Genomic DNA, 25,703 nt, shown 5'->3' on the forward strand with positions numbered 1-25,703 from the left:
GCTGCTGGACGCCTACGGCGTGGAGGACGTGCCGCTCGGCGATCTCGACCTGACGCCGGGGCTCATCGAGAGGGCGCGCGCAGAGAGGGGCGATGCCCCGCTGGCCTAGCCTAGGAGAAAAACGGAATAGACGGACCGACCGTCCGGCTGAGTCTGGGAAGAGGTGCCGGGCGGCGGGCGGAGCATGGCCACCGGACCCATCGAAACACATCTCCACCATTCCTTCAACTGGGAAAATGCCGCCCCCGGGGCCCGGATAGGACCTCGGGGGCGTTCGGTTAACTGCGGGAGCGTGCCGTCAGCTCAATGTGTTCGGTTGGGATCGGAAATCAACCCGCGGGCGACGCGCGCGGGCGGCGAGACCCCGGGCCGCGATACCCAGGCCCCGCCCCCTCGGCACACGAGAAGACCCCCGGTCCCAAGGGGGACCGAGGGTCATCGCATCAGCATGCGTGAGCTGGAAGGCTACCTAGCGAGCCAGGCTCCTACATCTGGGTGGGCGCGGACACGCCGATGAGCGACAGGCACAGCGCGATCACCGAGCGCACGGCGTCGCACGCGGCGAGGCGGGCGCGCACAAGCTCGGGGTCGACGGGACGGCCCTCGCTCGGCAGCACCTGGCAGGCGGCGTAGAAGCTGTGGAATGCGGCGGCGAGCTCCTCGACGTAGTGCGTGATGCGGAAGGGCGCGCGGTCGCGGGCGCAGCCGGCGATGAGGTCCTTGAGCTCGGAGAGCTTGCGGGAGAGCGCGAGCTCGGTGGGGTCGGTCAGCAGCGCGTAGTCAACGTCGCCGTAGATGGCCTTGATGGCGACGTTCTCCATGCCCATGAGGTCGGCCTGCTCGGGCGTGACGCCGGCGGCCTTGCGCAGGATGGAGCAGATGCGCGCGTGCGCGTACTGCACGTAGTACACGGGGTTGGACTGGCTCTTCTCCTTAACGGCGTCGATGTCGAAGTCGATCGTCTGGTTGGAGGAGCGGGAGACGAGCGTGTAGCGGGTGGCGTCGGCGCCGACCTCGTCGATGAGCTCGCGGAAGGTGATCATCGTGCCCTTGCGCTTGGACATGCGGACCGGCTTACCGGAGCGCAGCAGGTTCACGAACTGGCCCAGCGGCACCTCGAACTGGCCGGGGTAGCCGAGCGCGTCGCAGACGGCCTTCACGCGGGCGATGTAGCCGTGGTGGTCGGCGCCCCAGATGTCGAGGACGCGGTCGACGCGCTGGAACTTGTTCCAGTGGTAGGCGATGTCGCTCGAGAAGTAGGTGTAGTCGCCGTTGGACTTCTGGATGACGCGGTCCTTGTCGTCGCCGAACTCGGTCGACTTGAACCACAGCGCGCCGTCATCGGTGCGGTAGAGGTAGCCCATGTCGTCGAGCTTCTTGTAGGCGCGCTCCACCGGCGAGGTGCCGCTCCAGTCCTTCTGGTACATGGTGCGCTCGCTCATCCACACGTCGAAGTCGCAGCGCACGTCGTGGCAGGTCTCCTTCATGTCCTTGAGCATCTTCTGGTAGCCGCGCTCGCGGAAGGAGAGCATGCGCTCCTGCGGGTCGGCCTCGACCCACTTGTCGCCGTCGCTCTTCCAGAAGGCCGCGGCCTCGTCGATGATGTAGGTGCCGCCGTAGGAGTCCTTGCCGAGGTCGGCCGTGAACTCATCCATGTAGGGATGGCTGTCCGGGCGCTCGTCGAGCTCGTCCTGCACGAAGTTGTCGCGGTCCTGAGCCAGGAAGTCGCGCGCGGCGTCGATGTCCACGCCCTGCTTCTCCATGATGTCGGCGAGCTGCATGTAGCGCTTGGAGATCGAGTTGCCGAACGTGTTCATCTGGTTGCCGTAGTCGTTGATCCAGAACTCGCGCTCGATATCGTAGCCGGCATGCTCCATGACGCGCGCCATGGAGTCGCCGAGCGCCGCCCAGCGGCCGTGGCCCACGTGCATGGGGCCGACGGGGTTGGCGGACACGAACTCGATCTGGGTCTTGAGGCCGCCGCCCACGTTGGAGCGGGCGAAGTCCATCCCCTGCTCGCGCGCCTCGGCGAACACGGCGTTCTTCGCGGCGACGGAGAGGTAGAAGTTGATGAAGCCGGGGCCGGCGATCTCGACGTGGTCGATGACGTCGCTTTGGGGCAGGTGCTTCGCGATCGCGTCGGCGATGGCGCGCGGGGCCTGGTGGGCGAGCTTGGCCGACTTCAGGGCCATGGTAGAGGTCCACTCGCCGTGAGTCGTGTCAGCCGGTCGCTCGATGCCACAATCTTCAAGCTCAAACGCGGGCAGATCACCAGCCTGCTGGGCCTCGACGAGAGCGGCGCGGACCAGCTCCTCGATCTTCTCGGGCATGGGGTTCCTCCTTCAGGTTGCCACCGGCCCGCGCTCCCTTCCACGCGGGCACATGTGGGACCACTTTAGCACGTCGCAGCGCAAATGTGCATCTTTTGCAGGGATTTTTGGCAAAAGCCCACGTTACCGTGGTATTCTTGAAATGTTGACTAGCCTAAGAGACGGAGGAAGCATGTTCAGTATCGGAGAGCACGTAATCCACCCCGGGCAGGGCGTCTGCACCGTGACCGGCATCGACGAGGACGCGCCGCAGCCCATGATCATCCTGGAATGCAAGCAGGGCCACGCCAGGACCCGCATGATGTACCCGCTCGCGCAGTCAGACCGCCTGCACGCCACGGTCTCGCGCGAGGAGGCCGAGCGCCTCATCGAGAACTACGCGGATATCGAGTGCGACACCTTCACCGAGCGCAACAGCTCGCTCGAGGAGTCCCACTTCAAGCAGCTCATCAAGGAGGGCGCGCCGGCGACCGTGCAGGTCGCCAAGACCATGCGCCTGCGCATCCGCGACGCCGAGCGCCGCGCCAAGAAGCCCAGCTCCTACTACGCCCGCGTCCTCAAGGAGGCGCACCGCCGCTCCGTCGAGGAGCTCGCCGTGGCCATCGGCGTGAGCGAGGAGGCCATCGAGGAGCGGCTCGAGACGGCGCTCTCCGCGTTCGAGGCGAGCCTGAACTAGAGCGCGGGACACCGGGCTCCGTCGCTGCGGGATGCTGCTCCGGGACCCGGTGCCGCCGCGCCGCGCGTATAATCGAGGCGGAAAACCCACACGTCGAAAGGAAGACCCATGGGCGAGAAACTGTCTGCAGGCCTCACGCGCGACGAGGCGTTCGCGCTGCTCAACGAGCACAACAAGGACCCGTTCCACATCGAGCATGGCGAGACCGTCGAGCAGACCATGCGCTACTTCGCCCGCGAGTTCGACCCCGAGAACGAGGAGTTCTGGGGGATCGTGGGGCTCCTGCACGACCTCGACTGGGAGGAGCACGCGGACGACCCGGACAACCACACCGTCTACGCCGCGAAGGACATCGAGGCGGCGGGCGGCACGCCCGAGCTCATCCGCGCCATCCAGAGCCACACGAGCGACTGGAACACCTCGCTGCCCGCGCCCGAGCACCAGATGGAGAAGATCCTCTTCGCGACCGAGGAGCTCACCGGGCTCATCGGCGCGGCCGTGGTCATGCGCCCCAGCAAGAGCGTCATGGACTTCAACGTGAAGTCGCTCAAGAAGAAGTTCAAGGACAAGCGCTTCGCCGCCGGCGTCTCGCGCGACGTCATCCGCTCCGGGGCCGAGAAGCTCGGCTGGGAGCTCGACGAGCTCTTCGCGCGCACCATCGAGGCCATGCAGAGCTTCGCCCCCGACCGCGACACCTTCGGCAAGGACGCCTAGCGCAAAAGCGCCTCGACCGCTGCGCGCGCCGGCATCGAGGGGATGCCCCCGCGACCGCGCACACAGAGCGCCGCGACCGCGTTGCCGAAGCGCGCGAACGCCGCCGCGTCCTCGAGGGTGACCTCATCGGGCACGCGCCCGCTCTCGCAGAACGCGGCGAGGAAGCCTCCCCAGAACGAGTCGCCGGCCCCGGTGGTGTCCGTGACCTCTGACGGGAAGCCCGCGACCGTGACGCCGCCCTCGGCGCAGCGCACGTAGGCGCCCGCGGCGCCGAGCGTGACCGCCACGACCTTAGGCCCCATGGCGAGGATGCGCGCGGCCGCCTCCTCGGGATCGGGGGTGCCGGCGATGAGCGCGCACTCCTCGTCGGAGAGCTTCATGAGGTCCACCTGGGGCACGATCGAGCGCATCTGGGTCACCGCCACCTCGACCGAGGGCCACAGATTGGCACGGTAGTTGGGGTCGTAGGAGAGCACGCATCCCGCCGCGCGGGCGCACGCGAGCGCCTCATGCGTTGCCGTGCGCGCCGGCTCGTCGGTGAGCGAGAGCGACCCCACATGGAAGACGCGCGAGCGCTCGATCACGTCGCGGGCGAGCTCCTCGGGCGCAAGACGGGTGTCCGCACCGGGTTTGCGCGCGAACGAGAACGCACGCTCCCCGCCCTCGCCGAGCGCGACGAAGGCGAGCGTCGTGAACGCCTCGGGATCGCTGATCAGACCGGAGCAGTCGATGCCCTCGCGCTCGAGCGTGGCGCGCAGGAACGCGCCGTGCATGTCGTCGCCGACCTTGCCCAGAAACGCCGTGGGATGGCCCAGGCGCTCGAGCGCCACGAGCACGTTCGCCGGCGCCCCTCCCGGGTTGCGCTCGAAAAGCGCCTGGCCGGCTTTAGAGGCACCCGCCTCGGTGAAGTCGATGAGCACCTCGCCCAGAGCCGTCACATCGTACATATGCGCTCCTTCCCCTCGCGCATCGCCATGCGATCGCATGCCCGTACCTGTCTAGACGCCCGCGGCGCGCAGGCGCCGGCCTGGCCCGCCGTCCTTTAGGGCCGCACCTGACCCGTGCCGCGGACCACGTATTTGTAGGTGGTGAGTGCCTCCGCGGCGAACGGCCCGCGCGCGTGCAGCTTCTGCGTCGAGATGCCGATCTCGGCACCCAGGCCGAACTCCCCGCCGTCGGTGAACCGCGTGCTTGCGTTCGCGTAGACGGCGGCGGCGTCCACCTCGGCGAGGAACCGCTCGCAGGCGGCAGGGTCCTCGGCGACGATGGCCTCGGAATGGTGCGTACCGTAGCGGTTGATGTGCGCGATGGCCTCATCGAGCCCCGCGACCACCTTGATCGAGATCTCGAGCGCCAGGTACTCGCGGCCCCAATCCTCCTCGGTGGCGGGCACGAAGTCCGCGCCCTCGGCGAGCCCGAGCGTGCGCGCCGCCTGGCAGGTGCGCTCGTCGCCGTGCACCAGCACGCCGCAGCCCTTGAGCACAGGGAGCATCTCCTCGAGGAAGCGCTCCGCCACCGCATCGTCCACGAGCAGGGACTCGGCCGCGTTGCACACGCCCACGCGCTGGGTCTTGGCGTTCACCACGATCGGGACGGCCTTGGCGAGGTCGGCGGAGGCGTGCACGTAGATATGGCAGTTTCCAGTACCGGTCTCGATGACGGGCACCTGGGCCTCGCGCACGCAGCGCGCGATGAGGCCGGCGCCGCCGCGCGGGATGAGCACGTCGACGATGCCGCGCAGGCCCATGAGGGCGCCGGTCGCCGCGCGGTCGGTCGTCTCGATGATGGAGACCGCCTCGCGCGGGAAGCCGCAGGACTCCACCGCGTCGGCGAGCGCGTAGGCGATCGCCACGCAGGAGCGCTGGGCGATCGAGCCGCCGCGCAGGATGCAGGCGTTGCCGGTGCGGATGCAGATGCCCGCGGCATCGGAGGTCACGTTGGGGCGCGCCTCGTAGACCATGGCGACGAGCCCCAGCGGGACGCTCACGCGCGTGAGGTCGAGCCCCTCGCTGATGGTGCGGTGCTCGAGCACGCGGCCGACCGGGTCGGGCAGGTCGGCGAGCGCCTCGAGGCCCGCGGCCATGCCCTCGATGCGCTCTTGCGTGAGCAGCAGCCGGTCGAGCAGGCCCTCGTTCGTGCCGGCGGCGCGGGCGGCGTCCATGTCCTCGGCGTTCGCCGCGAGGACCTCCGGCGCGGCAGCGCGCAGGGCAGCCGCCATGGCGCGCACGGCGCCCGCGCGCTCGGAGTCGGTCGCACGGCCGAGCGGCGCGCTCGCCGCCTTCGCCGCGCGGGCGAGTTCCTCGACGTAGGCGTTGATGTTCTCGATCATGGGGTCTCCCCTCTCGGTTGCGCGGCCCGCCCGCGGCGGGGGGCGGCGCGGACGTGGCTATGCGAACACGATCATGTTGTCGCGGTGGATGGCCGGCTTGCCCGCGAGCTGGGCGAGCAGGTGGTTCCCGGCGATCTCGTCCTGGCGGCGCCCCGCGGCGAGCGAGAGCTCGTCGGAGCCGGCCTCGGAGATGCCGCGCGCCAGCACGAAGCCGTCCGCATCACAGACATCGAGCACCGCGCCCGCCTCGAAGGATCCCTCCACGGCGGTGATGCCCACCGGGAGCAGCGACGAGCCGCGCTCGACGAGGGCCCGCGCCGCGCCGGCGTCGACGGTGACGCGCCCGTGCGCCGCGTCGCCGAGCGCGATCCAGAGCTTGCGCGGGGCGATCTCGCAGCGCGCCGTCGGCGGCTCGAAGCGCGTGCCCACCTCCTCGCCCGCCGCGAGGCGGGAGATGACCGCGGCGTCGCTGCCGCTGCAGATGACGCTCGGGATGCCCGCCGTCATGAGGATGCGGCTCGCGCGGATCTTCGTGATCATGCCGCCCGTCCCCACCGACGTGGATGAATCGCCCGCCGACTCGATGATCTTGGCGTCGATGCGCTCGACGCGCGGGATGAAGCGCGCCGTGGGGTCGAGCGCGGGGTTCGCCGTGTAGAGGCCGTCGATATCCGAGAGCGTGACGCACAGGTCCGCCGACACCAGGCACGAGACGAGCGCGGCGAGCGTGTCGTTGTCGCCGAAGCGGATCTCGTCGACGGTGACCGTGTCGTTCTCGTTCACCACGGGCACCACGCCGAGCTCCACGAGCCGCATGAGCGTGTCGCGCGCGTGCAGGTAGGACGTGCGGCGCGCGGTGTCGTGCCGGGTGAGCAGGACGAGCGAGGTCAGGATGCCCTCGGCCTTGAACGCCTCGTCGTAGGCGGCGGAGAGCACGCACTGCCCCACCGACGCGCAGGCCTGCAGGCTCGGCATGTCCTTGGGCCTGCGCTCGAAGCCGACCACCGGCGCGCCGCACGCGATGGCGCCCGAGCTCACCACGACGAGGTTCCAGCCGAGCTCGCGCAGGCGCGCCGCCTGGGCGGCGAGGCTCGCGATGAACGCGGTGTTCGCGCCGCGGCCAGCCTCGACCACGGTGGACGAGCCGATCTTCACGACCATCGTTCTCATGCGTTCGGTCATCAGGGTCCTTTCCGGAAGCGCGGGGCGCGCCTAGCGCTTGGGGGTCTTCCAGGGCAGCGTCGAGGTGTTGGCCATGCGCTCGCGCACGAGCTCGTCGCGCACGCGCGCCAGCCCGCGCTCCATGCCCACCACGTACGACTGCGGGTAGAGGAAGCGCTTGTAGGCGGGGTCGAGCGCATCGAGCGCCGAGCGGCAGCGCGCGCGGGCGGTCTCGAGCGGCTCGCGCTCGGATGCGGCCGCGCCGTCGCGGACGACGGGCACGAGCACGTCGCGGTAGGCCATCCCCGCCACGCTCGTCACGAGGGCGGCGTCGTTCACGGCGACGAGCACGCTCCCGCGCTCGGCGCCCGCACCCTCGAGGTACGCCTCGTCCAAGATCATGTCGCAGACGGGGCTGCCCGCCTCGTCGACGTAGCGGCGCACCTGCTGGATGCCGGGGATCGTGCGCTTGTAGGGCTGCTCGGAGAGCTTCATGACGGGCGTCCAGCTCTCGGCGCCGCGCGCGCGGTGCGCGCAGAGCTTGTAGACGCAGCCGAGCGCCGGCTGGTCGTAGCACGTGGCGAGCTTGGTCCCCACGCCGAACGAGTCGATCGGGGCGCCCTGGTCGAGCAGCGACTGGATGGTGTACTCGTCGAGGTCGTTCGACACCGAGATCTTAACGTAGCCCACACCCGCCTCGTCGAGGCGGTTGCGCACGTAGGTGGAGAGCTTCGCGAGGTCACCGGAGTCGATGCGGATCGCCGCGAGGCGCTCGCCCGCCTGCTCCATCTCGCGAGCGACGGTGACGGCGTTCTCCACGCCCTCGCGCACGTCGTAGGTGTCGATGAGCAGGGTGCAGTTCTTGGGCGAGGTGCGCGCGAACGCGCGGAAGGCCTCGAGCTCGGAGTCGAAGCTCATCACCCAGCTGTGCGCGTGCGTGCCGAAGACCGGGATGCCGTAGCGGCGGCCGGCGAGCACGTTCGAGGTCGAGGCGCAGCCGGCGACATAGCTCGCGCGGGCGACGGCCATGCCGCCGTCGGGACCCTGGGCGCGACGCAGGCCGAACTCCGCGACGGGACGGCCCTTGGCGGCCTGGACCACGCGGGCGGTCTTGGTGGCGACGAGCGTCTGGAAGCCGATCGTATTGAGCAGGGCCGTCTCGAGCAGCTGGCAGGCGAGCGACGGGCCCTTGACGCGCACCATGGGCTCGCGCGGGAAGACGAGCTCACCCTCGGGCACGGCGTCGATGTCGACGCGGGCGCGGAAGTCGCGCAGGTACTCGAGGAAGCCCGGCTTGAACAGGGCGCCGCCCGCAGGGGCCTCGAGCGAGGCGAGGTAGGCGATGTCCTCGGGCGTGAAGCGCAGGTTCTCGACGAGCTCGGGCAGATCGGCGGTGCCGCACATCACGGCATAGGCGCTCCCGAAGGGGTGGTCGCGGTAGAACGCGGTGAAGCAGTCCTCCTCGTCGAGCTTGCCGCTCTCCCAGAGCCCCTGGGCCATCGTGAGCTCGTAGAGGTCGGTGAGCAGCGCGATGTCGGTCGGGTGGGTGGTATCGGTCAGGGCCATGGGGAACATCCCCTTTCCTGGGGCGGATGGGCATCCGCCCGCATCATACGAGGTTGGAGCGTCGATCCTGCGGCGCCCGCATCACCTCGTAACCATATAGATGACGAAGCAGAGCGCCGCGGCGAGCGCGAGCGCGATGATGATCTTCTGCGCCGGCGGCATCGCGGGGACGCCGTCCTCGTCCTCGCTGTCGGAGAGCACCATGCGCTGGCCGAACGTGCGTTGCGCGGGATCCGCCGCGACGACGGGCTCCTCAGGACGGGCCGGGGCCGCGCTCGCGGCACTCGGCGCGGGCGACGGCTCGGGGGCGTCCGGCGTCGCTGCCTCGCGGGGGTCCGCGGCAGCTGCGCTCTCGGCCCTGAGCGCCTCGAGCTCGGCGCGCTCGCGGCGGGCCTTCTCCGCCCTCAGCGCCTCGAGCTCGGCGCGCTCCTCATCGGTAAGCGGACTCGTCTCCACATCTGCCATAGGTTGGGACCTCCCCCTCGGGCGCCCGGTGCCGAGCGCGATAACCTGCGCAACAGTATACCCGTACCACCGACCGCGACCTGCATGAGGTCGAAAGTTCAACGGACCCCGCAGATGCCTGCCGCACCCCATCCGGGTCCGACGGCAGACCGCAGCGCCAGGCCATCGAGCAGCGCCGCGCGGCCTTCGAGTGGACAAAACTACACGATTGTGAGAACTAACGGGCGAACAGCCCTGAAGGCAACGGTCAACTGGGACAGAATGCGCAGGTAGCTATCTCGCAACCGTTACAGCCACCGGTGTCGACGCGAGTTAGTTCTCACTATCGCGATCTTTCGCAGCGCACCGCCGCGGCACTTTTTCAAGTAGTCGGTACCTTTCTCGTATACGTCCGTGTATCGCAAGCTGTTTAATTAAAAAATTGCAGGTAATTTGCCTGCGGGACATTGGTCTTCTGGCGCCGCGTCCGCAAAGCCACCGACTACTTGAAAAAGTTTGCACCGCCCCGCGCAAAACGGCGCGCGCACGGGTTCGCGCGCGCGAACCCGCTCGTGCGAGACCGCCATTCCGGCAGTTGACGGCGATGCGCTACGCGTCTGCGCGCTCGACGACGCCCGTCGTGTCGAACGGCGGCGTGAAGCTCTCGTCCACTGCGCCGCCCTCCTGCCAGAACATCTGTGTGAACCCGAGGTCGTCGGCGTGATCGAGCACGCGCTCGTACTCCTCTTCCGTGACGGCACGCGCGAGCTCGCCGCCGGCAGCGCGCATGGCGGCGTTAGGCGTGTACTGGTTCATGACGGATATGGGCACGTCGCCGACCGCCTCCCACACCAGGTCGAGCACCCGGCAGGAGTCGTCAGCATGGCCGGGAAGCACGAGGTGCCGCACGATGATGCCCTGCCGCATGATGCCCGTCTCGTCGCAGGCCACCCCGCCGCGGCGGCGAACCTCCCCCGCCATCGCCTTCAGCGCCGCGAGCGCGACCTCAGGGTAGTCGGGCACATGCGAGAGGCTGCGCCCCAGCGCGGCATCGGCGTACTTGAAGTCCGTGAGCCACACGTCGACCAGGTCGCCCAGCTCGCGCACCGCGCGCGCGAGCTCGTAGCCGCTTGTGTTGTACACGATGGGGACGGTAAGCCCCCTTGCGCGCGCCGTGCCGATGGCCTGCGGCAGCAGATGGGCGTAGTGCGTCGCCGTGACCAGGTTGATGTTCAGCGCGCCCTGGTCCTCGAGCTCGAGCATGATCTCCACCAGGCGCTCGGGCGCCACGTCGATGCCGAAGTTGCCCGTCGAGATCTCGTGGTTCTGGCAGTAGACGCAGGCGAGCGGGCAGCCGCTGAAGAACACCGTGCCCGACCCCGCCTCGCCCGAGATGGGCGGCTCCTCCCAGAAGTGCAGCGCAGCGCGGGCGAGACGCAAGCGGTCGCTCGCCCCGCATGCGCCCCGTGCACCCGCGGCGCGCGCGGCCCCGCAGGCCCGCGGGCAGAGCGCGCACGCGGCGAGCGTCTCTTCAGAAAGCAAGCGAGCGGTCATCGACCCATCCTTTCGATAGGAGAAGGCCCCGCGGCGGGTGCCGCGGGGCCCGGGGCTCATCTGCGGAGCCGGCGACGCGCGCCGAATCCCATCTAGCCGAGCAGCTCCTCGACGTCGAGGGCGATCATGAGCTCCTCGTTGGTGGGTACCACGAGGACGGTGATCGCGGAGTCCGGCGTGGAGATGACGCGCGGGTCGTCGGAGCGGATCTTGTTGAGCTCGGGGTCGATCTTCACGCCCATCCACTCGAGGCGCTTGGCCACGCCGGCGCGTATGGTCACGGAATTCTCGCCGATACCGGCGGTGTAGGCCATGGTGTCGACGCCCTCCATGGAGGCGGCCATCTCGGCGAACAGCTGCGAGGTGCGGTAGTAGAACATCTCCATCGCCATCTTGCAGTTGGCGTCGCCGTTGTTCATGCCCTCCTCGATGTCGCGCGAGTCGCTCGACACGCCGGAGACGGCGAGCAGACCGGACTTCTTGTTCATCATGGTGTCGATGTCATCGATGCTCATGCCCGCAACGCGGTTGAGATAGAACACCGTGGCCGGGTCGACGGTGCCGCAGCGCGTGCCCATGATGAGGCCGTCGAGCGGGGTGAGGCCCATGGTGGTGTCCTTGCACTTGCCGTCCTCGATGGCGCAGAGGCTCGCGCCGGAGCCGAGGTGGCAGCTCACGAGCTTGTGGGTCTTGCCGCCCATGAACTCGTTGACCGTGCGCCAGATGTAGCGGTGGCTCGTGCCGTGGGCGCCGTACTTGCGCACGTGGTACTTGTCGACGACGTCGCGCGGGATGGCGTAGCGCCACGCCTGCTCGGGCATGTTGTAGTGGAACGCCGTGTCGGGCACGATGACGTTGCCGAGCTCGGGGAACATCTCGCGGCAGATCTCGATGACGTCGGCCTCGGCGTAGTTGTGCAGGGGCGCGAGCGGCGCGACCTCGCGCACCCAGCCGAGCGTCTCGTCGGTCACGACCGCGGACTCGGGGAAGTACCAACCGCCCTGCACCACGCGGTGGCCGATGCCCTCGGGCTTCTCGGCGACGGCCTCGAGGATGTCGAAGATGTGCTTGATGGCCGTGCGGTGGTCGGGCAGCTCGACCTCGAGCTTGTCCTTCTTGCCGTACTCCTCATGGCCGATGAACGAGCCCTCGATTCCGATGCGCTCGGCGTTGCCCTTGGCGAAGACCTCGCGGGTCTTGGTATCGAGGAGCTGGTACTTAAGCGACGAGCTTCCCGCGTTGATGACCAGAACGTTCATGGAACTCCCTTTGCTTGGGCGGCTGTGCCGCGAACCATTTGACCAACATGGTTATCATACCGCGAATCGGTGCGCGGGACCGCGCGGGCGCGCCCGCGGGGCGCATCGTGTTACACGAGACCTTCGCCGAGGTCCTTGCCGCCGAGCACGTGCATGTGGAAGTGCATGACGGTCTGGCCGGCGTTCGCGCCCTTGTTGGTGATCACGCGGAAGCCGTCATCGAGCCCCTTGGCCTTCGCGACCTCCCCCACCGCGTGCACCATGGCGGCGAGCACGTCGGCCGGCACCCCGTCGATGATGTTCTCGTAGTGCTCCTTGGGGATGACGAGCGTGTGCACGGGAGCCTGCGGCGAGAGGTCGTCGAAGGCGATGACCGTATCGTCCTCGTAGACGACGGTCGAGGGGATCTCGTGGCTCGCGATCTTGCAGAAGATGCAGTCGGACATGGCATGCCCCTTTCCGCGGAGCCGCGCCGGCCCCGCTCGAAACGCTTCCTCGATTAGCTTACCAGAGGCGAAAGCCGCCCCGGGCCTGATAGGACCTGCGCCACGGGTGCGCCCGCGACGGGTGGGTGGGCCTAGAACTTGAGGTCGTCTGCCGTATCGGCCGCCTCGGCGGGCTCGAGGACATCGCTGCCGTCCGCGTCCTTGATGAGCACGCTCACCTTCTGCTCCGCGTCGGCGAGGCGCGCCCGCAGGCTCTTGAGCAGCTCCACGCCGCGCGTGTAGCTCTCGAGCGACTCCTCGAGCTCCATCTCGCCCGACTCCAGCGCGCGGATGATGCGCTCGAGCTCCTGCGAAGCCTCCTTGTACGTGAGCTCCTCTACCGCTTTGTGCTCTGCCATGTCGCTACCTTTCCACTATCGGCTCTTCGCCGGTTTACCTACATCCTTGCCGCTCGCGGCCGCCACGGGGCGGCTGCGGCGCGGCGCCCTCAACGCCCGTGCTCAGGCGCGCCGCGGCGTCATGCGTCCGCGCCCGGCAGCACCCTGCTCACCGTCCCGAGCACGTCGCCGTCCGCCAGGCGCACGCGGATCTCGTCCCCGGGGGTGACATCCGCCGTGCTCGTGGCCACACCCGCCGGGCCATAGGCGATGGCGTAGCCGCGCGAGAGCACCTTGAGCGGCGAGAGCGCGTCGAGGGCGACGGCCTGCGCGGCGAGGGCGGCGCCGCGGGAGGCCGTGATGGCCGCCCCGCCGTGCGCCAGGCGCTCGCGTGCGAGGTCGATCGCATGACGGCGCGCATCGAGCGAAGCGGTGCTCGCTGCCAGGCGCTCCGCGGTCTGGGCGAGCTCCATGCGCCGGCCCTCGATGATGGCGCGGGGGCTCGACAGGCAGGGGCGCGCCGCGGCGGCCTCGAGCTCGAGCGAAAGGCGCCCCAGGCGCGCGGACATCGTCGAGGCCATGCGCTGCGCCCAGGCATCCAGGCGGGCGCCCGCACCGCGCACGGCCTGCGAGGTCGACGCCGCGAGCCGCTGCTCGCGCGCGGCGAGCAGGTCGGCGAGGTCGCCGATCGCGGGCGCCACGGACTCGGCGGCGGCCGTCGGGGTCGAGCAGCGCCGGTCGCCCACCATGTCGCAGATCGAGTTGTCGGGCTCGTGCCCGATGCCGGTCACCACCGGCACGGGGCAGGCTGCCACGGCGCGCGCCAGGCGCTCGTCGTTGAAGGTCATGAGGTCCTCGAAGGAGCCGCCGCCGCGCACGAGCAGGATGCAGTCGGGCGCCGGCTCGATGGCGGCCGCGCGGGTGAGCGCCTCGATGAGCTCATCGGGCGCGCCGTCGCCCTGGACCTTGGAGCCCACGCAGATGAGCTCCACGAGCGGGTTGCGGCGGCGGAGCGTGCGCTTCACGTCGTCGATCACGGCGCCCGAGAGCGAGGTGACGACCGCGACGCGCGTGCAGAACGCCGGGATCGGCCGCTTGCGCGCGGCGTCCATCAGCCCCTCGCGGCGGAGCTTCTCGGCAAGGGCCGCCACCTGCTGGCGGAGCAGCCCCTCGCCCGCGAGCGAGAACGACTTGGCCACAAAGCTCATGCGGCCCGTCGCCTTGTAGAGGTTGAAGTTGCCCGTGAGCTGCAGCTGCATGCCGTCGCGCAGGTCGAAGGCGCGCTTGCCGTAGACCCCGCGCCAGATGATGCAGTCAACGGCGCACGAGTCGTCCTTGATCTGGAAGTAGCAGTGGCCGCTGCGCGCGTTGGGGCCGCGGAAGCCCGTCACCTCGCCCAGCACCGTGAGCGTGGGCAGCGCATCGAGCGCTCCCGCGGCGAGGGCGACCGCCTGCGAGACCGAGAGCGCCCCGTCGCCGTCGCGCTCGGCGTCATCGGCCGATTCCCGCATCGCGCGCTCCCAGGGCAGCTCGTCTTGGGTGCCGCCCGTCGCGCGGGTGCGCGCGGCTGCCGCGTCGCGTGTCGTGCCGGTCAGGTTCCATGCGCTCATAAGCCCGTCTTTCCTCGAGATCCCATCTGCCACGAGTCTAGCAAACCGCCCGGACACAGACGGGGTGCCCCGCGCTCCCCTAGAGCACCTCCACGCGGCCGTCCTTCACGGTGAGGCCCATGTTGCCCGAGAGCAGGTCGTCCAGGCGGCTTCCCATAAGCTCGAAGCGCCAGCCCTCGCGCAGGCGGCTGCGCTCCGGGTGCTCGATGTAGTCGGCCAGGTCGTCGCGCGAGGCGATCATGGCCGTCGCCACACCGGACGACTCGGCGACGAGGCGCACGAGCGCGTACATGAGGTCGGTCACGCTCTCCATGTCGCTCGAGGGCGCCTTGCGCGGATGGTTCGCCGGCGGCAGCTTGTCTGCCGGGCAGCGGACGCCGCGCCCGATGGCCACGAGCGCCGCGGCGACGTCGTTCTCGGACAGCTGCTCGGTGCCGCGGATGCTCCGGAAGTCGCTCACGTCGCGCGGGGCGCGCTTGGTGAGGGCGAGCAGGACCTCGTCGGACATGACCCACTTGCGCGGGATGTTGTGCCGCTCCGCGCGGCCCTCGCGCCATGCCGCGAGCTCGCGCGCGATGGCGAGCTGGCGCCGCGTGCAGGAGGTCACGCGCTTCACGCGCTTGTAGACCTCGCGCTTGTCGACCTCGTAATGCGAGCGCTCACCGAGCGGCTTGAGCTCGTCGATCACCCAGGAGAGCCTGCCGAGCCCCTCGAGCCGCTCGCGCATCACGGCGTAGGCGCGGATGAGGTAGCGCACGTCGTCGAGGGCGTACTCGATCTGCTGCGGGGTGAGCGGGCGGCGCGACCAGTCGGTGAGCGACTCGCTTTTGGGGAGATTCACGCCGCAGAACGTCTGGACCAGCCCGTTGTAGGACACCTGCAGGCGCTCGCCCAGAAAGGTGGCGGCCACCTGCGTGTCGAAGATGGGCGCGGGCAGGGTGCCGAGCGCCTGGAGCAGGACCTCCATGTCCTGCGAGCAGGCGTGGAAGACCTTGACCGTCCCGGGATCGCACATGAGCGCCGCGAGCGGTGAGGCGTCCTTCACCGCGAGCGGGTCGATGACCGCGCACTCGTCGGGGGTCGCCACCTGGACGAGGCAGAGCCGAGGGTGGTACGTGCGTTCCCGCAGGAATTCGGTATCGACGGCGATCGCATCGAAGGCCGCTACCCGCGTGCAGAATTCCGCAAGTTCGGCATCTGTGGAAATATACATACTCCCCCGTTGTCTCGATGGAACCCGGACCGCCCGGGGTAGGATAACGGAATGTCTACGTAACTATACTCGCCTTCGGCTAGAACGGAAACCAAGACATGCGCTGCCTCATCATCCACAACCTCGCCTCGGGCCCGCATTCAGATGAGATCTTCACGTTCGTGCATGCGCTCGCCGCGAGCGGGGACGAGATCGTGATGCGCTGCATCGGCGCGGGCATGGAGCCCGAGGACGCGGTCGTCGACGTCAAGGCGTTCGACCGCGTGGTGGTGAGCGGCGGCGACGGCACGGTGGCGAACGTGCTCGACCGCCTGCGCGACTGCGACGTGCCCATCCTGGTGTTCCCCTCGGGCACGGCGAACCTCTACTTCTCGAACATCGGCAACGCGCCGGACGCCGCGGCGCTCGCGGCGACCTGCCGCGCGGGGCGCACCGCGACGGTCGACATGGGCGAGCTCTTCTGGATCGACGAGACGGGCGCCACCCGCCGCCACGGCTTCATCAACATCGCGGGCTCGGGCTTCGATGCGACCATCATGCAGAAGGCCGCCCCGCAGAAGAACGAGATCGGCGAGATCGCCTACGTGCTCTCGGCACTCGCCACGCCCAAGCCGCAGGTCTCGCACTTCACCATCGAGCACGACGGGCAGGTCGACGAGCTCGACGGCATCAGCTGCATGGTGGGCAACACCGCCCAGATCCAAAACGAGATCAACCTCTTCCCCGACTGCCGCATGGACGACGGCATGATCGACATCGCGGTCATCGAGCCCACCACGCTCGTGGGCCTGCTCCCCACCGTCACCGCGGCGATCATCGACCCCGCCGGCAAGGGGCTCGGCCGCCCGCAGATCAAGACCTTCCAGGCCAAGGAGGCCAAGATCACCTGCACGCCGTCGCTCGGCATGCAGTTCGACGGCGAGGTCATCCCCAACAACACCGGGATCTTCGGCGCGCGCGTGCAGCCCAAGTGCCTGAAGCTCATCATCGACGACTTCTCGAACCTCACGGCCGACTGAGCGGGGCCGCTGTCGCGCACCCGTGAACCCCGGGTCGCTTGCGCCCGGATCCTCGCCGCTCCGCGCCCCGCGGGGCGCGGTTCCCGCTAGGCTGCCTCGATCTCGATCAGGAGCTCCTGGCCCTGGACATCAACCGAATACGAACCGGCACCGTCATCCTGCCACGTACCGCTGGCGGTGTGGCCCGACGCGTCCTCCGCGTCGACCCAGGTCGCATCGATCTGATAGGTCCCATCGCCATCGACCGTGACCGTCGCCTCGTAGGATGACTCCGGCAGGCTCTGCCCGGACACACGCGCGATCGACCGCATGCAATCGGTGAAGTCGACGCCCCATGTCCCCGCGAGCTCGCCCGTTGCGGCCCCTTCGGGGATGAGCACCGTGACCTCAAGGCTATCGAGCATGCGCTCGAGCTGGTCGGCCTGCTCGGCATCGAGCAGGCCCGCGTACATCGAGGAGAGCGAGGACAGATCGACGGTCACGCCCCCGGCCTCGACGGTTTCAGCCGAGAAGGTGTACTCGCCCGTCCCCGACCGGTCGCCGACCCGCTCGAGCGAGCCGACGATGGACATGTCGGTCATCGAGCCGTAGGACATGCCGCTGTAGACGTCGCTGAGCAGGATCTCCGCCGTGCCGTCATCGTTCACCGTGCACTCTATGGCGCCCCGCTCGCCGGGAGCGGAGACAGATATCGTGCCCACGAAGTCGCGTGGGCCGAAGAGCCCGGGCAGCGCGAACGCGGCGACCGCGGCCACGATGGCGACGAGCGCGACCGCGGCGATACCGATCACCGCCGCCTTGGGGATCCCGCGGCGGGGCGGCGGGACCGGGACGCCCGGCGTGGGGACGGCCTGATGGGATGCCGCAGCGTCGGGCGTGGCACTCGGTGCGCCCGGCGCGTTCGGCCCGTCCGCCGCCTGGTTCGGCGCCGACTCGGCCCGTCGCACGGCGGCACCGCACTGGGGACAGAACGAAACATCGTCAGGGATGGGCTTTCCGCAGGTGGGGCAGAACATCGCGCGCTCCTTTCGACGTCTATGGCTCGATGGTAGCACAGGGGTGTAGAGGGGGACGGTCGCATTGCGATGAACGGCCTGGTGATGGAGCCAAGAGAACGAGCTGCGAGGGACGCTGCGCGAACTCGCCCGCAAGATGGGACCGTCGCACTTACGCATCAGCCCACTCGCACATGCAAGGCGCGCCCCCTCGCCCCTCACCATACGCAAGGTAGCCGACGCGCTCGGCGTCAAGCCCGGCGATCTGCCGCCCGAGCCATAGAGGCGGGCCCGATGGTTGACGGTGCGGCGGCAACCCGGCAGACCTCTTGTTATTATGCGCGGAGGTGGGTAATAAGCATGTTGATGGGCCCGGGAATGACCTCTGATTCAAGTCACCGGGCCTCGATTTATCTTTATAGGGGATCTTCGATGCGCGAAGAACCTGAGAGCACCATCGACGAAATATCATAGCCAAATCTTTACTTATATCAAATGCACCCCCCTCTATTAATAGTTATGTCACCTGCTATTCGAAGCATGCGATGTCGATCAGCTATCTCATCTGAGACATCATCAGCAAGCACTTCCGAACCGCACGGTCCACATAGGCCCATCGGTGAACGCGCCGAGACCATTCAACGAGAAAATGAACAAAATGTCGGATTCAAAATCCATCCGAATTGCAATCAAAGCATGACCTCGAAATAAAACAGCAGTTCAGAGGCATACCTGATAAACGCACTTGAGATTCCACGCGCTGAAGTTTATTCATTTTCCACTCGGATGGGCGCAGGCGACCATTCGCTGATCTTTTGTACGAGTTGCTGCCGTCGGATAACCTTCAGAACCCGGGATGCCCGAACGGGCCGGCGCGGACCCCACGTCAGCCCCGCCGAAACATAACGGCAATCTTCGCGGCGCGGAGCGCACGGGGCACTTCGCTATGCTATAGTGCCCTCAAGCACAACGGCAGGCGGCATGGCCCGCCCCTCGATCGACCGAAAGGAGCCACCAGGATGATGTACGTGTCCAGCACTTCCCTCAACAACTGGTGGTGGCGTGATGCGAATACGGTCGGTCGACGGTAGCCACTCACGCCTACCCTTAGGTTTGCGCATGATACGGCCTCCGGTCTGACCGGGGGCCTTTTTCTTTGCCCAGACCGCACCGACGCGCATCACGCGCCTCCCGTCCCAGCAGCCCGCGACTGAACCACCGAACGCGCCATACAACGGCGCACGCGAAGAAAGGCATCCATCATGTCCGAGAACACCACCACCCAGCCCCGCACCGTCTCCACCATCGATCGCGGAACGCTCGACATCCGCGGCCTCGTCCTGCTCGCCATCCTGCTCGCCGCCGGCTTCATCCTGAACTTCACCGTCGGCCGCGCCATCTCCGCCGCCACGGGCGGCGCCATCGCGCCCGAGTTCATCATCTCGGCGTTCTGCCTCACCATCCTGGCCATCCGTCCCAACGTGGGCCAGGCGCTCATCATCGGCCTCATCAGCGCCGCGGTGATCCAGATCACCACGACCTCCCCGTTCATCGACTTCGCCGCCGAGGGCATCGCGGCGATGCTCATGGCCCTCATCGTGCAGGCGGGCATGCGCGGCGGCGCCAAGAAGGTCGTCCCGCTCATCGGCACGTTCGTGACCACGGCCGTCTCGGGCATCATCTTCATGCTCATCAAGATCGCCATGGTGGGCGGCGCCGAGCAGCTCGTCGTCGCCATGCTCCCCGTCGTGCTCGCGACCGCCGTGTTCAACGCCGTGCTGGTGAGCGCCCTCTACCTGCCCATCAAGGCGGCGCTGAAGCTCGCCGACTAGTGGCACGCCGGCCCCAAGACCGCTACCATGGTGCCGCGCAGCCGCGCGGCACCATGCTTGAACACGACAGGATAGGCCATGGCATCAGACTCCGCGATCATAGCGCTCGATGACGTCTCGTTCTCCTATGGGAGCGCGGACGCCCCGCGGGCGCTCGACCATATCACCCTCTCCGTCGAGGAGGGCGAGTTCCTCGGCATCATCGGCCCCTCGGGAGCCGGAAAGTCCACCCTCGCCGCCGTCCTCTCGGGGGCGATCCCGCATCATTTCGGAGGCGCCTTCTTCGGGACGGCCCTCGTCGACGGGCAGGACACCTGCACCGTGACCCTCACTGATATCTCGCGGATCGTGGGCAGCGTGCTCCAGGACATCGACACGCAGATGGTCGCCTCGGTCGTGGAGGACGAGCTGCTGTTCGGCCTCGAGAACTTCGGCGTGCCCCATGAGGCCATCGAGGAGCGCCTGCGCCTCACGATGGAGACCGTCGGCATCACCGACCTGCGCGACCGCGAGATCGCGACGCTTTCCGGCGGGCAGAAGCAGAAGGTCGCCATCGCCGCCATCCTCGCGCTCCGGCCGCGCGTGCTCGTGCTGGACGAGCCCACGGCGGCCCTCGACCCGGCGAGCTCGACCGTGGTCTTCGACACCCTGCGCGCCATCAACCGCGACCTGGGCGTGACGGTGATCGTGGTCGAGCAGAAGGTCGCGCTCCTCTCTGAGTACTGCCGGCGCATCGCCGTCATGGACCATGGCCGCATCGCGCTCATGGGCACCCCGCACGAGGTCTTCGCCCATGGCGCGGAGCTCAAGCGCATCGGCGTCGACAGCCCGCGCGTCGCGCGCATCTCCAACAGCCTCGCGCGCGACGGCATCATCGAGCCCGGCGAGCCCTGCCTGAACGTCGCCCAGGCGGCGGAGCTCATCGAACGGATCTACGAGAGCGCCGACGAGCGGTGCGACGCGAGCGCCGATTGGCAGAAGCCCGAGGACAACGACCCGAACACGCGCGGGCGCTCCGCGTCCCCGCACCGGCCGTCCCGCCCCAAGGCGGCGGGCGCCGAGCCCGTGGTGGCGCTCGACGGCGCGATGTTCTCCTACCCCTCCGGCGGGGCCTCGGTACGCGACCTCGCCATGCGCGTCTATCCCGGCGAGCTCGTGGGCGTGGTCGGCCAGAACGGAGCCGGCAAGACGACCCTCACCAAGCTCATCACCGGGCTGCTCAAGCCCTCGGTGGGCAGCGTGCGCGTAGCCGGCCTCGACACGCGCGAGGTCCGCACCAGCCAGATCGCGCGCCATGCCGCGACGCTCTTCCAGAACCCCGATCGCCAGATCTGCAAGAACACCGTTCTCGAGGAGGTCGCCTTCGGGCTCGAGCTCGCCGGCGTCCCCACCGACGAGGCGCAGCGCCGGGCCCGCGCCGCCGCGGAGCGCTTCGGCCTGAGCGTCGACAAGGCGCCGTTCTCCCTCTCGCGCGGGCAGCGCCAGATGGTCGCGCTGGCCTCGGTGGTGGTGCTCGAGCCCGATGTCATCATCCTGGACGAGCCCACGAGCGGCCTCGATTACCGCGAGTGCATGACCGTGATGGAGACCGTGCGCGAGATGGCCGAGGGCGGTTCCGCCGTCATCATGGTCTGCCACGACATGGAGGTCGTCTCCGATTTCGCCGAGCGCCTCGTGGTCATGGCCGACGGCGAGATCCTCGCCCGGGGCGGCACGCACGAGCTGTTCTCGCGCGAGGACCTGATGGCCCGGGCATCGATGGAGCCCCCGCAGGTCATCGAGCTCTCGCACGAGCTCGCCCGCAGGATATCGCCGGCGTTCGAGGGCGTGCACGAGGTCTCGGATGTCGTCGCGCTCACCAAGGAGTTGATCTGCCGTGGTTAACGTCATCGACTACGTGCCGGGCACCACGCTGCTGCACCGGCTGAACCCGGTCACCAAGCTCGCCATAGCCGCGGCGATCATCGCCACGACCTTCCTGGCGAACACCTACCCGCTGCTCATAGGTCTGCTCGCGCTCACCTTCGCGCTCGCCGCCTACACGCGCACGGTTCCGCGCCTCGTGTCGCTGCTCAAGCTGCTCGTACCCCTCGCGGCGATCATGTTCGTGCTGCAATCGCTGCTGGTGCGCACGGGCGCGCCGGTGCTCGGCTTCATCACCGACGAGGGACTCGTGAGCGCGTCCAAGATGGCGCTCAGGCTCCTCGGCATCGCGCTGCCCCTCGTGCTCATGCTCTCGGTGACCAAGCTCAACGACCTCGCGAACGCCTGCGTCGAGGTGCTGCACATCCCGTACAAGTACGCCTTCACGTTCACGACGGCCCTGCGCTTCGTGCCGGTCTTCAGCCAGGAGATGAACGCGATCATGGAGGCGCAGACGGCACGCGGCGTGGAGTACGACACACCGCACCCCGTGAAGAAGCTCAAGCTCATGCTGCCGCTCTGCGTGCCCCTGCTCATCTCGAGCGTGAGCAAGACCGACGCGACGGCGCTCGCGGCCGAGCAGCGCGGTTTCTACCTGCGCACGCGCTCGTCTGCCTTCAAGCGCTACCCGCTCGCCGCCGCCGACCTCGCGGTGATGGCGCTCGGCGTGGCGCTCATCGTGCTCGGCGTCGTGTTCTAGACGGCCCGCGAGCGGGCCGCGCACCCCTTCGAAAGGAACGACGATGACGCAGGAGAACCCGACCTATCCCCCTCTGATCGACCGGTATCTCGAGGCCCTCGGCGCCGACGGGACGCGCCGCGTGCGCGCGGGGTTCGCAGAGGCCGCCGGCCGGCCGGTCACCCTGCGCGCGAACGCGCTCGCGACCGGCGCCGACGCCGTCGCCGAGGCGCTCGGGGCACAGGGCATCGGCTTCACGCGCGTCCCCTGGTACCCGGACGCCTTCGTGCTGGACGCCACGGTGCGCGAGCGGGCGGTCTGGGACCTCGGCATCTATGCCGCCGGTGACATCTACCTGCAGAGTCTCTCCTCGATGCTCCCGCCGCTCCTGCTCGCCCCCGCGGCAGGCGAGGACGTGCTCGACATGTGCGCCGCGCCCGGCGGCAAGACCTCCGAGCTCGCCGCCCTCACCGGCGACCGCGCGCACCTCACCGCCTGCGAGCTCCATGCCCCGCGCGCGGAGAAGCTCGCCTACAACCTGGAGAAGCTCGGCGTGCGCAACGTCAACGTCATGCGCTGCGACGCGCGGCGCCTGGACGAGTTCTTCTCGTTCGACCGCATCCTCATCGACGCGCCGTGCACAGGCACGGGAACCTTCCGCGCAGGCGACGGGCGCGCGCACGGGCGCATGACGGACGCCCTGCTCGCCAAGGTGACCCGCTCCCAGCGGGCGCTGCTCGACCGCGCGCTCACGGTGCTCAAACCGGGCGGGACCCTCGTCTACTCGACCTGCTCGATACTTCCCGCCGAGAACGGCGACCAGGTGGCCGCGGCCCTCGCGCGCCATCGCGACTGCGAGCTCGTGCCCCTCTCCCCCGCCCCCGAGGCGGAAGCGGAAGGCGACCGCGAGCGCTTCGCCTTCGCCGAGAGCGCCGAGCGCGTGATCGGGGCCGTGCGTGACGGCACGATACCCGCCCTGCCCGCGACGCTACCGGGTACCGTCACGGTCTGCCCGACGCAGCTCTTCGAGGGGTTCTACCTGGCCTTGATTCGCAAGAAGGGGGCGCTTCGTTAGCTAGCGCCTCATATGGCTGCCGCCACCCGGGCCGCCTGCGCGCTCGCGGCGCTCCTGGACCTTGCCCTTGATGGCGGTGACGATGAAGTAGACCGCCGCGACCGCGACGATCACGCCCACAATCATGCCGACCGGCTCGATGATGTCCCAAAAACCCATAGCTCCACCGCCTAGGAAACGGGGCCCGCGAGCGCCGCGCGCCCGGCCCCGGAGAAGTACACTGTAGTCTAGCAAGCTTACCAGAACGGGCGGACGCCCGAGACGGGTAACGAAAAGAACAGGGGGCATCATGGCATTTCTCGACCTCGCGACCGAACGCTACTCCGAGCGCAGGTTCTCCGCGCGCCCCATCGAGCGCGAGAAGCTCGCGGCCATCCTCGAGGCGGCGCGCGTCGCGCCCACCGCGCGCAACCTCCAGCCGCAGCGCATCCTCGTCGTCGAGAGCGCGGGCGGCCTCGCCAAGATGGACCGCTGCACCAAATGCCGCTTCGGCGCGCCGACGGTGCTCGTCCTCACCTACGACATGACCCTCGCCTCGCGCAGCCCCGACGTCATGGACTTCGGCATCGTCGACACCTCGATCGCGGCGACCCACATGATGCTCCAAGCGCAGGAACTCGGCATCCACAGCTGCTGGGTGGGGCTCATCGACCCGCCCGAGCTGCGCCGCCAGTTCGACATCCCGCGCACGCACAGGATCGTCTCGGTCATGCCGATCGGCTACCCGAGCGACGAGAGCGCCCCGAGCCCGATGCACGAGGCGTCGATCCCCCTCGACGAGATGGTCTGCTACGAGCGCTTCGGCGAGGCGGGCGACCGGGAGCGCTAGTCGACGCGCTTGTCGCCCATGAAGAAGAGCGCGACCGTGCCGGGGCCCGTGTGCGAGCCGATCACCGTGCCGATGTCGTTGATGGTGATCTTGCCGGCGAGCTGCGGGATCTCCTGCACGATGAGCTCGGCGACCGCCTCGGCGTCCTCGCGGCACGCCGACTGCGAGAAGCAGCACTTCCCGGTGTAGGACGACCCGCCGTCGACGTGGGCCATCATGGTCTTGACCATCTCGGCCATGGCCTTCTTCTTGGTGCGGATCTTCTCGCGCGGGATGAGCTTGCCCTGGTAGTCGACGTTCATGAGCGGGCAGATCTTGAGGGCGGTGCCCAGAAGCGCGCTCGTGGCGGAGATGCGGCCGCCGCGCTTGAAGCTCGTGAGGTCGGTCGAGAAGAACCAGTGGTGGACGTTGAGCTTGTGCTCCCCAGCCCACGCGGCGACCTCCTCGAGCGACTTGCCCTCGTCGCGCAGGTCGGCCAGGTACTCCATGAGCAGGCCGTACCCGGCGGACGCGGCGAGCGAGTCGATGACGCGGATGGTGCGGTCGGGATAGCGCTCGGCGAGGTCGCGGGCGGCGATGGTCGCCGAGCCGTACGAGCCCGAGATGCCCGAGGAGAGGGTCACGTGGAGGATGTCCCTGCCCGCCTTGAGCTCGGGCTCCCAGAACTCGGTGTACTCGCCGACGCTCACCTGCGACGTCTTGGGCATCGCGCCCGCCTTGATATCGGCGAAGAAGCGCTCGGGCGAAATGGACTGGTAGAGATCGTCCTCGTGCATCACGCCGTCGAGCTCGTAGTGGAAATAGACGACCTTGATGTCGCGGTCGTCGAAAAACGAGCGGGGGCGGTCGGCGGTCGATTCGCACGTGAGTACGTATGCGCTCATGGGGCTCCCATCTTTTACGGGGACGGATGCGGGGGCATCGCGTCGGAACGGTACGGGGGTATTATCACACCGCACAGGGTCTATCGCGCACGGATTTTGACAGTTTGACCATTTTGTCAGAACAGTTTACCCGCGTTGCGCAAGCGGGAAGCGCGCCGCCACGACAGCGGGCCGCAGACCTTGCCCCCGACCGACCATTCGATGCGGAATCGCCGCGGCGAGCGAAACTCGTTGCGGTATTCGGTGTGAAGTTTGGAATCAGAGGGTTTGCCTTCTCAACCGCAACGCCATTACCTGCGCTTTTAGAAATGCGCCTGACGGGTTTCACCGGCAAGGCGGAAAACTCACACCGAATACCGCAACGAACGTGCAACCACAGGGGAATTCGCGTCCCTCCAAGGCCCAATCCGGCTCTGCGATGCGGTACGGGCACGCCGGGACGAAGGGGCCTTATCGGCAGAAAAAAAGAACCCGCAGGTACGGACCTGCGGGTTCGCCAAGTTGCTTGTGGTGGAGACGAAGGGAATCGAACCCTCGGCCTCTGCCATGCGACGGCAGCGCTCTCCCAGCTGAGCTACGTCCCCAAGCAGAGATACATTCTAGCAAGCTCTCGCGGGCTGTCAACGCCTAAATCACCAAAGGGTCGCCAAAAGCGGAAAACCCTTGATTATCAACTTTATCCGAACACCTCCCACATTCATCCGCACATGTGCGGATGAATGTGGGAACCCGATACCCTGAGGGCCGGATCGGCCGGCCCCGGGAGATCGGAGGACGGCATGTCCGGA

The 25,703-nt window shown here is 68.4% G+C and carries 24 protein-coding genes and 1 tRNA gene; 9 read left to right on the top strand and 16 right to left on the bottom strand.

Annotation, left to right across the window (positions count from 1 at the left end; translation table 11 throughout):
* Positions 1 to 485 precede the first annotated feature (485 nt).
* The gene (gene argS, locus FS885_RS08565) at positions 486 to 2,330 is read right to left on the bottom strand and encodes an arginine--tRNA ligase (RefSeq protein ID WP_144744650.1); all 1,845 of its coding nucleotides are present in this window, start codon (positions 2,328 to 2,330) and stop codon (positions 486 to 488) included.
* Positions 2,331 to 2,502: 172 nt separating this feature from the next.
* Between argS and FS885_RS08570 the strand changes: the two genes are divergently transcribed.
* Positions 2,503 to 3,006, top strand: coding sequence for a CarD family transcriptional regulator (locus FS885_RS08570; protein ID WP_144744651.1), 504 nt, complete (start codon positions 2,503 to 2,505; stop codon positions 3,004 to 3,006).
* Between the two features lie 108 nt (positions 3,007 to 3,114).
* The gene (locus FS885_RS08575) at positions 3,115 to 3,720 is read left to right on the top strand and encodes an HD domain-containing protein (protein WP_144744652.1); all 606 of its coding nucleotides are present in this window, start codon (positions 3,115 to 3,117) and stop codon (positions 3,718 to 3,720) included.
* On the opposite strand, the gene FS885_RS08580 is transcribed toward FS885_RS08575, so the two are convergent.
* The 11 genes from FS885_RS08580 to rnd all read right to left on the bottom strand — a co-directional run bounded on the left by FS885_RS08580 (position 3,717) and on the right by rnd (position 15,679).
* Positions 3,717 to 4,667: a carbohydrate kinase family protein gene (locus tag FS885_RS08580; protein ID WP_144744653.1), complete on the bottom strand. Its 951-nt coding sequence runs from the start codon at positions 4,665 to 4,667 to the stop codon at positions 3,717 to 3,719. The two genes, FS885_RS08575 and FS885_RS08580, sit on opposite strands and share 4 nt — an antisense overlap.
* A 95-nt stretch (positions 4,668 to 4,762) precedes the next feature.
* Positions 4,763 to 6,049 carry a glutamate-5-semialdehyde dehydrogenase gene (locus FS885_RS08585; protein ID WP_144744654.1) on the bottom strand — a complete coding sequence of 429 codons (1,287 nt, stop codon included), beginning with the start codon at positions 6,047 to 6,049 and terminating at the stop codon, positions 4,763 to 4,765.
* A 57-nt stretch (positions 6,050 to 6,106) separates the two neighbouring features.
* Entirely contained in the window at positions 6,107 to 7,231 is a 1,125-nt protein-coding gene (gene proB, locus FS885_RS08590) for a glutamate 5-kinase (protein WP_186365838.1), read from the bottom strand.
* 30 nt (positions 7,232 to 7,261) lie between these two features.
* The gene (locus tag FS885_RS08595; RefSeq protein ID WP_144744655.1) at positions 7,262 to 8,776 is read right to left on the bottom strand and encodes a nicotinate phosphoribosyltransferase; all 1,515 of its coding nucleotides are present in this window, start codon (positions 8,774 to 8,776) and stop codon (positions 7,262 to 7,264) included.
* Positions 8,777 to 8,857: 81 nt separating this feature from the next.
* Complete coding sequence (locus FS885_RS08600; protein WP_144744656.1) at positions 8,858 to 9,241, bottom strand: hypothetical protein; 384 nt, start codon at positions 9,239 to 9,241, stop codon at positions 8,858 to 8,860.
* A gap of 588 nt (positions 9,242 to 9,829) precedes the next feature.
* Positions 9,830 to 10,774, bottom strand: coding sequence for a radical SAM protein (locus FS885_RS08605; RefSeq protein ID WP_144744657.1), 945 nt, complete (start codon positions 10,772 to 10,774; stop codon positions 9,830 to 9,832).
* Positions 10,775 to 10,866: 92 nt separating this feature from the next.
* A complete protein-coding gene (locus tag FS885_RS08610; RefSeq protein ID WP_144744658.1) occupies positions 10,867 to 12,033 on the bottom strand; it encodes an acetate/propionate family kinase in 1,167 nt (388 codons plus the stop codon).
* A 110-nt stretch (positions 12,034 to 12,143) separates the two neighbouring features.
* On the bottom strand, positions 12,144 to 12,479 hold the full coding sequence (locus tag FS885_RS08615) for a histidine triad nucleotide-binding protein (protein ID WP_144744659.1): 336 nt from the start codon (positions 12,477 to 12,479) through the stop codon (positions 12,144 to 12,146).
* A 131-nt stretch (positions 12,480 to 12,610) separates the two neighbouring features.
* Positions 12,611 to 12,877, bottom strand: a complete 267-nt coding sequence (gene xseB, locus FS885_RS08620) for an exodeoxyribonuclease VII small subunit (RefSeq protein WP_144744660.1) — start codon at positions 12,875 to 12,877, stop codon at positions 12,611 to 12,613.
* A gap of 119 nt (positions 12,878 to 12,996) precedes the next feature.
* Entirely contained in the window at positions 12,997 to 14,466 is a 1,470-nt protein-coding gene (xseA, locus tag FS885_RS08625; protein WP_425458930.1) for an exodeoxyribonuclease VII large subunit, read from the bottom strand.
* A 79-nt stretch (positions 14,467 to 14,545) separates the two neighbouring features.
* Positions 14,546 to 15,679 (bottom strand): ribonuclease D, encoded by a 1,134-nt coding sequence (gene rnd, locus FS885_RS08630; protein WP_144744661.1) that lies wholly within the window; start codon positions 15,677 to 15,679, stop codon positions 14,546 to 14,548.
* A gap of 98 nt (positions 15,680 to 15,777) precedes the next feature.
* Here rnd and FS885_RS08635 point away from each other — a divergent pair, with 98 nt between their 5' ends.
* Entirely contained in the window at positions 15,778 to 16,698 is a 921-nt protein-coding gene (locus tag FS885_RS08635; protein ID WP_144744662.1) for a diacylglycerol/lipid kinase family protein, read from the top strand.
* Positions 16,699 to 16,784: 86 nt separating this feature from the next.
* Here FS885_RS08635 and FS885_RS08640 read toward each other — a convergent pair whose 3' ends face one another.
* The gene (locus FS885_RS08640; RefSeq protein WP_186365839.1) at positions 16,785 to 17,714 is read right to left on the bottom strand and encodes a zinc ribbon domain-containing protein; all 930 of its coding nucleotides are present in this window, start codon (positions 17,712 to 17,714) and stop codon (positions 16,785 to 16,787) included.
* A 115-nt stretch (positions 17,715 to 17,829) separates the two neighbouring features.
* Between FS885_RS08640 and FS885_RS10215 the strand changes: the two genes are divergently transcribed.
* The 5 genes from FS885_RS10215 to FS885_RS08665 all read left to right on the top strand — a co-directional run bounded on the left by FS885_RS10215 (position 17,830) and on the right by FS885_RS08665 (position 23,202).
* Complete coding sequence (locus FS885_RS10215) at positions 17,830 to 17,976, top strand: helix-turn-helix domain-containing protein (RefSeq protein ID WP_425458931.1); 147 nt, start codon at positions 17,830 to 17,832, stop codon at positions 17,974 to 17,976.
* A gap of 979 nt (positions 17,977 to 18,955) precedes the next feature.
* Complete coding sequence (locus FS885_RS08650) at positions 18,956 to 19,525, top strand: hypothetical protein (protein WP_144744665.1); 570 nt, start codon at positions 18,956 to 18,958, stop codon at positions 19,523 to 19,525.
* A gap of 78 nt (positions 19,526 to 19,603) precedes the next feature.
* Entirely contained in the window at positions 19,604 to 21,409 is a 1,806-nt protein-coding gene (locus FS885_RS08655; RefSeq protein ID WP_144744666.1) for an ABC transporter ATP-binding protein, read from the top strand.
* Complete coding sequence (locus tag FS885_RS08660; RefSeq protein WP_144744667.1) at positions 21,402 to 22,148, top strand: energy-coupling factor transporter transmembrane component T family protein; 747 nt, start codon at positions 21,402 to 21,404, stop codon at positions 22,146 to 22,148. Before FS885_RS08655 ends, FS885_RS08660 begins: the two co-directional genes overlap by 8 nt.
* 43 nt (positions 22,149 to 22,191) lie before the next feature.
* Positions 22,192 to 23,202 carry an RsmB/NOP family class I SAM-dependent RNA methyltransferase gene (locus FS885_RS08665; protein ID WP_144744668.1) on the top strand — a complete coding sequence of 337 codons (1,011 nt, stop codon included), beginning with the start codon at positions 22,192 to 22,194 and terminating at the stop codon, positions 23,200 to 23,202.
* Here the strand turns inward: FS885_RS08665 and FS885_RS09970 are convergent, their stop codons facing one another.
* Positions 23,203 to 23,361, bottom strand: a complete 159-nt coding sequence (locus FS885_RS09970) for a hypothetical protein (protein WP_186365840.1) — start codon at positions 23,359 to 23,361, stop codon at positions 23,203 to 23,205.
* Between the two features lie 130 nt (positions 23,362 to 23,491).
* On the opposite strand from FS885_RS09970, the gene FS885_RS08670 reads away from it, so the two are divergent.
* Complete coding sequence (locus FS885_RS08670) at positions 23,492 to 24,031, top strand: nitroreductase family protein (RefSeq protein WP_144744669.1); 540 nt, start codon at positions 23,492 to 23,494, stop codon at positions 24,029 to 24,031.
* Here the strand turns inward: FS885_RS08670 and FS885_RS08675 are convergent.
* Together FS885_RS08675 and FS885_RS08680 are read right to left on the bottom strand one after the other, a co-directional pair.
* Complete coding sequence (locus FS885_RS08675) at positions 24,028 to 24,915, bottom strand: DegV family protein (RefSeq protein WP_144744670.1); 888 nt, start codon at positions 24,913 to 24,915, stop codon at positions 24,028 to 24,030. The two genes, FS885_RS08670 and FS885_RS08675, sit on opposite strands and share 4 nt — an antisense overlap.
* Before the next feature lie 508 nt (positions 24,916 to 25,423).
* Positions 25,424 to 25,499: transfer RNA gene (locus FS885_RS08680), tRNA-Ala, on the bottom strand.
* Positions 25,500 to 25,703: the final 204 nt, after the last annotated feature.

The sequence above is a fragment of the Enorma burkinafasonensis genome (assembly GCF_902150035.1).
Classification (GTDB): domain Bacteria; phylum Actinomycetota; class Coriobacteriia; order Coriobacteriales; family Coriobacteriaceae; genus Enorma; species Enorma burkinafasonensis.

Bases quoted from the DNA above. Each gene is read 5' to 3' on its own strand.
- argS (WP_144744650.1), bottom strand. From the start codon at position 2,330: ATGCCCGAGAAGATCGAGGAGCTGGTCCGCGCCGCTCTCGTCGAGGCC.
- FS885_RS08570 (WP_144744651.1), top strand. From the start codon at position 2,503: ATGTTCAGTATCGGAGAGCACGTAATCCACCCCGGGCAGGGCGTCTGC.
- FS885_RS08575 (WP_144744652.1), top strand. From the start codon at position 3,115: ATGGGCGAGAAACTGTCTGCAGGCCTCACGCGCGACGAGGCGTTCGCG.
- FS885_RS08580 (WP_144744653.1), bottom strand. From the start codon at position 4,667: ATGTACGATGTGACGGCTCTGGGCGAGGTGCTCATCGACTTCACCGAG.
- FS885_RS08585 (WP_144744654.1), bottom strand. From the start codon at position 6,049: ATGATCGAGAACATCAACGCCTACGTCGAGGAACTCGCCCGCGCGGCG.
- proB (WP_186365838.1), bottom strand. From the start codon at position 7,231: ATGACCGAACGCATGAGAACGATGGTCGTGAAGATCGGCTCGTCCACC.
- FS885_RS08595 (WP_144744655.1), bottom strand. From the start codon at position 8,776: ATGGCCCTGACCGATACCACCCACCCGACCGACATCGCGCTGCTCACC.
- FS885_RS08600 (WP_144744656.1), bottom strand. From the start codon at position 9,241: ATGGCAGATGTGGAGACGAGTCCGCTTACCGATGAGGAGCGCGCCGAG.
- FS885_RS08605 (WP_144744657.1), bottom strand. From the start codon at position 10,774: ATGACCGCTCGCTTGCTTTCTGAAGAGACGCTCGCCGCGTGCGCGCTC.
- FS885_RS08610 (WP_144744658.1), bottom strand. From the start codon at position 12,033: ATGAACGTTCTGGTCATCAACGCGGGAAGCTCGTCGCTTAAGTACCAG.
- FS885_RS08615 (WP_144744659.1), bottom strand. From the start codon at position 12,479: ATGTCCGACTGCATCTTCTGCAAGATCGCGAGCCACGAGATCCCCTCG.
- xseB (WP_144744660.1), bottom strand. From the start codon at position 12,877: ATGGCAGAGCACAAAGCGGTAGAGGAGCTCACGTACAAGGAGGCTTCG.
- xseA (WP_425458930.1), bottom strand. From the start codon at position 14,466: ATGAGCGCATGGAACCTGACCGGCACGACACGCGACGCGGCAGCCGCG.
- rnd (WP_144744661.1), bottom strand. From the start codon at position 15,679: ATGTATATTTCCACAGATGCCGAACTTGCGGAATTCTGCACGCGGGTA.
- FS885_RS08635 (WP_144744662.1), top strand. From the start codon at position 15,778: ATGCGCTGCCTCATCATCCACAACCTCGCCTCGGGCCCGCATTCAGAT.
- FS885_RS08640 (WP_186365839.1), bottom strand. From the start codon at position 17,714: ATGTTCTGCCCCACCTGCGGAAAGCCCATCCCTGACGATGTTTCGTTC.
- FS885_RS08650 (WP_144744665.1), top strand. From the start codon at position 18,956: ATGTCCGAGAACACCACCACCCAGCCCCGCACCGTCTCCACCATCGAT.
- FS885_RS08655 (WP_144744666.1), top strand. From the start codon at position 19,604: ATGGCATCAGACTCCGCGATCATAGCGCTCGATGACGTCTCGTTCTCC.
- FS885_RS08665 (WP_144744668.1), top strand. From the start codon at position 22,192: ATGACGCAGGAGAACCCGACCTATCCCCCTCTGATCGACCGGTATCTC.
- FS885_RS09970 (WP_186365840.1), bottom strand. From the start codon at position 23,361: ATGGGTTTTTGGGACATCATCGAGCCGGTCGGCATGATTGTGGGCGTG.
- FS885_RS08670 (WP_144744669.1), top strand. From the start codon at position 23,492: ATGGCATTTCTCGACCTCGCGACCGAACGCTACTCCGAGCGCAGGTTC.
- FS885_RS08675 (WP_144744670.1), bottom strand. From the start codon at position 24,915: ATGAGCGCATACGTACTCACGTGCGAATCGACCGCCGACCGCCCCCGC.